This window comes from Pseudomonas sp. R62, from assembly GCF_000257605.1.
Classification (GTDB): domain Bacteria; phylum Pseudomonadota; class Gammaproteobacteria; order Pseudomonadales; family Pseudomonadaceae; genus Aquipseudomonas; species Aquipseudomonas atacamensis.
This window is the reverse complement of record NZ_JH635998.1, coordinates 3,862,931-3,866,026: the sequence shown is the minus strand read 5'-3', so window position 1 is coordinate 3,866,026 and position 3,096 is coordinate 3,862,931. Positions and strand designations below refer to the sequence as shown.

General features: G+C 61.3%; 4 protein-coding genes. 1 reads left to right on the top strand and 3 read right to left on the bottom strand.

What is annotated here, in order from left to right; genetic code table 11:
* Positions 1-511 (bottom strand): GntR family transcriptional regulator (locus tag OQK_RS18360; protein WP_157221906.1); only part of this gene is annotated, 511 nt, incomplete at its 3' end.
* A 191-nt stretch (positions 512-702) separates the two neighbouring features.
* Positions 703-1,464, bottom strand: coding sequence for an SDR family oxidoreductase (locus tag OQK_RS18355; protein WP_016773663.1), 762 nt, complete (start codon positions 1,462-1,464; stop codon positions 703-705).
* A 235-nt stretch (positions 1,465-1,699) separates the two neighbouring features.
* On the opposite strand from OQK_RS18355, the gene OQK_RS18350 reads away from it, so the two are divergent.
* Positions 1,700-2,704, top strand: a complete 1,005-nt coding sequence (locus OQK_RS18350) for an NADP-dependent oxidoreductase (RefSeq protein WP_016773662.1) — start codon at positions 1,700-1,702, stop codon at positions 2,702-2,704.
* 125 nt (positions 2,705-2,829) lie between these two features.
* Here the strand turns inward: OQK_RS18350 and OQK_RS18345 are convergent.
* A partial coding sequence (locus OQK_RS18345; RefSeq protein ID WP_038861066.1) for an orotidine 5'-phosphate decarboxylase / HUMPS family protein occupies positions 2,830-3,096 on the bottom strand: 267 nt, incomplete at its 5' end.

The window sequence follows — 3,096 nt, the reverse complement described above, 5'->3', positions numbered from 1 at the left end:
CACTGCAGGCGTCGATATGCAGCAGTTTCAGGCGCTTGGCAATTTGCTCGCGCAACGCTGGCAGGCCCAGCGGCGAGCTGTAGTTGAACAGGCTGGCCATGTCGGTGCGCGCCACCTCGCGTAATGCGTAGCTGAGGTCGTCGGGCTCACGCCAGCTCGGCGGCAAGCCTCCTTGCCCCAAGATCAAGCGACCCGTCGAAGCGCTCACCTCATCGCACCACGCATGGCGGCCCTCGAACACTGCCAGTTCCGAGTCCGTTTCGCGCAACGGCGGCGAGGCCGCGACGATGAATCCCGCGCCCTGACGCGCAGTCAACACACCTTGCGAAACCAGGCGCTCGCAGGCTTCGACGACACACGACTGGCTGAGCAGATTACCCCGGGCGATTTGCCGTACGGAGGGCAACCGGGTGGCCGGCGGGATGCCGCTCTGCACAATCCAGTCAGTCATTCCGTCGACGATCTGCTGCACGACCGGCACCATTGCCTGTCGGTCAATTCTCAGTTCCATGAGCTCGCAAACTCCTGTCAGTTTTGCTGGCAGCAGTAAATCACAGCCGCGCCGCCGAGGCTGTGCGACAACGCCGCCAATTACGGCAGTTCTAACGGTTTGATACACATTGTTTAACGGTATTCACAGGGACCGACCGCCAGGTACAAAAAAACCCGCACGCAGGCGGGTTCTTTGTATTTCGGCAGCTTTCAGAACGCTGTCACGCCGCCGTCCACCGCCAATGAGTGCCCAGTGGTGAACGCTGCGCCATCGCTGCACAGATACAGCACCGCGCTGGCGATTTCCTCGACCTTGCCAATGCGCCCGACCGGGTGCATGGCGTTGGCGAATTCGCCCTTCTTCGGGTCGGCTTCGTAGGCACGGCGGAACATGTCCGTATCGATCACTGCCGGGCACACTGCGTTGACGCGGATTTTCTTTTTCGCGTATTCGATCGCCGCCGACTTGGTCAGGCCGATCACCGCATGTTTCGACGCCGCGTAGATGCTCATTTTCGGCGCTGCGCCCAGCCCGGCTACCGACGCCGTGTTGACGATCGCGCCACCGCCCTGCGCCAACAGCAACGGCAACTGATACTTCATGCACAGCCAGACGCCTTTGACGTTGACGCCCATGATCGCGTCGAACTCGTCCAGCGTACCGTCGGCCAGTTTGCCTTTCTCGATTTCGATCCCGGCGTTGTTGAAGGCATAGTCGAGACGACCGTAGGTATTGATCACCTCATCCATCAGATTTTTTACATCGCTTTCCACCGTCACGTCGCAGCGCACGAAGGACGCTTCGCCACCGGCGGTACGAATCAGCGCAACCGTGCCTTCGCCTCCAGCCGCGTCGAGATCAGCCACCACCACTTTCAGGCCTTCGGCGGCAAACGCCAGGGCTGTCGCGCGACCGATGCCGTAGGCGGCCCCCGTGATTACAACCACCTGACCGGAAAACGTCATGCTCATGGAGATGTCCTCGAATGCAAAAAGCTGGGAGATGTTGCGTCGCAGCATAGCCAAGGGCGGCGAAAGCACGTCAGCACTATGCAATCGCTGTTTACCGGCGCATGCGCCGCAGTGATGAAACCCGCCCCGTCACCATCACTGCACTGGATAGACTCGCATTCGCCGTATCAGCCAACCTTGCGACATCGCCGTTGAAGAGCTATCAACAAGGCTTCATTCCATTCGAGTGCCTGTCATGACCAACCAGACCAATCGCCAGTTCCTGCTCGCCAAACGCCCGGTGGGCGCCGCGACCCGCGAGACTTTCACTTATCAGGAAGTACCGGTCGGCGAGCCACAGGCGGGACAGATTCTGGTGAAAAACGAATACCTGTCCCTCGACCCGGCCATGCGCGGCTGGATGAACGAAGGCAAGTCCTACATCCCGCCGGTCGGTCTCGGTGAGGTCATGCGCGCACTGGGCGTGGGAAAAGTCATCGCTTCGAACAATCCTGGCTTCGCCGTCGGCGATTACGTCAATGGCGCCCTCGGTGTGCAGGATTATTTCCTCGGCGAGCCGCGCGGTTTCTATAAGGTCGACCCGAAACTCGCGCCATTGCCCCGCTATCTGTCGGCGCTGGGCATGACCGGCATGACCGCCTACTTCGCCCTGCTCGACGTCGGCGCCCCGAAAGCCGGTGACACCGTGGTGCTGTCCGGCGCGGCCGGTGCGGTGGGCAGCGTGGCCGGGCAGATCGCCAAAATCAAAGGCTGCCGCGTCGTCGGCATCGCCGGCGGGGCCGACAAGTGCAAATTCCTCATCGACGAACTGGGCTTCGACGGCGCCATCGATTACAAGGCCGAAGACGTCGTGGCCGGTCTGAAGCGCGAATGCCCGAAAGGCGTGGACGTGTACTTCGATAACGTCGGTGGCGACATTCTCGACGCGGTGCTGAGCCGCTTGAACATGAAGGCGCGCGTGGTGATCTGCGGCGCGATCAGCCAGTACAACAATAAAGAAGCGGTCAAAGGCCCGGCCAATTACCTGTCACTGCTGGTCAATCGCGCGCGCATGGAAGGTTTTGTGGTGATGGACTACGCCGCGCAGTTCGCCAGCGCCGCCCAGGAGATGGCCGGCTGGATGGCCAACGGGCAGCTCAAGAGCAAGGAAGATGTGGTTGAGGGACTGGAGACGTTCCCTGAGACGCTGATGAAACTGTTCAACGGCGAGAACTTTGGCAAGTTGGTGTTGAAGGTTTAAGGCCCGCCTGAAACCAATGTGGGCGCGAGCCTGCTCGCGAAGCGGTGGATCAGTCGATAATGATGCCGACTGACACTCCCTCTTCGCGAGCAGGCTCGCTCCCACATTCGGATCTTCAATAAGCTTTAGGAAATTTCGGCTACGACTGCGGCCAACGCCTGCGCCGGATCTGCCGCCTGGCTGATCGGACGGCCGATTACCAAGTAATCGGAACCGGCATCCAGCGCCTGACGCGGGGTCAGAATGCGCCGTTGATCATCCTGCGCGCTGCCCGCCGGGCGAATCCCCGGGGTCACCAGTTGCAGCGACGGGTGCGCGGCTTTCAGCGCCGACGCTTCCAGCGCCGAACACACCAGACCGTCCATCCCGGCCTTCTCGGCCAGCGCCGCCAG

Excerpts from the sequence above, each read along its gene's own strand:
- OQK_RS18350 (WP_016773662.1), top strand. The coding sequence starts at position 1,700 with ATGACCAACCAGACCAATCGCCAGTTCCTGCTCGCCAAACGCCCGGTG.
- OQK_RS18355 (WP_016773663.1), bottom strand. The coding sequence starts at position 1,464 with ATGAGCATGACGTTTTCCGGTCAGGTGGTTGTAATCACGGGGGCCGCC.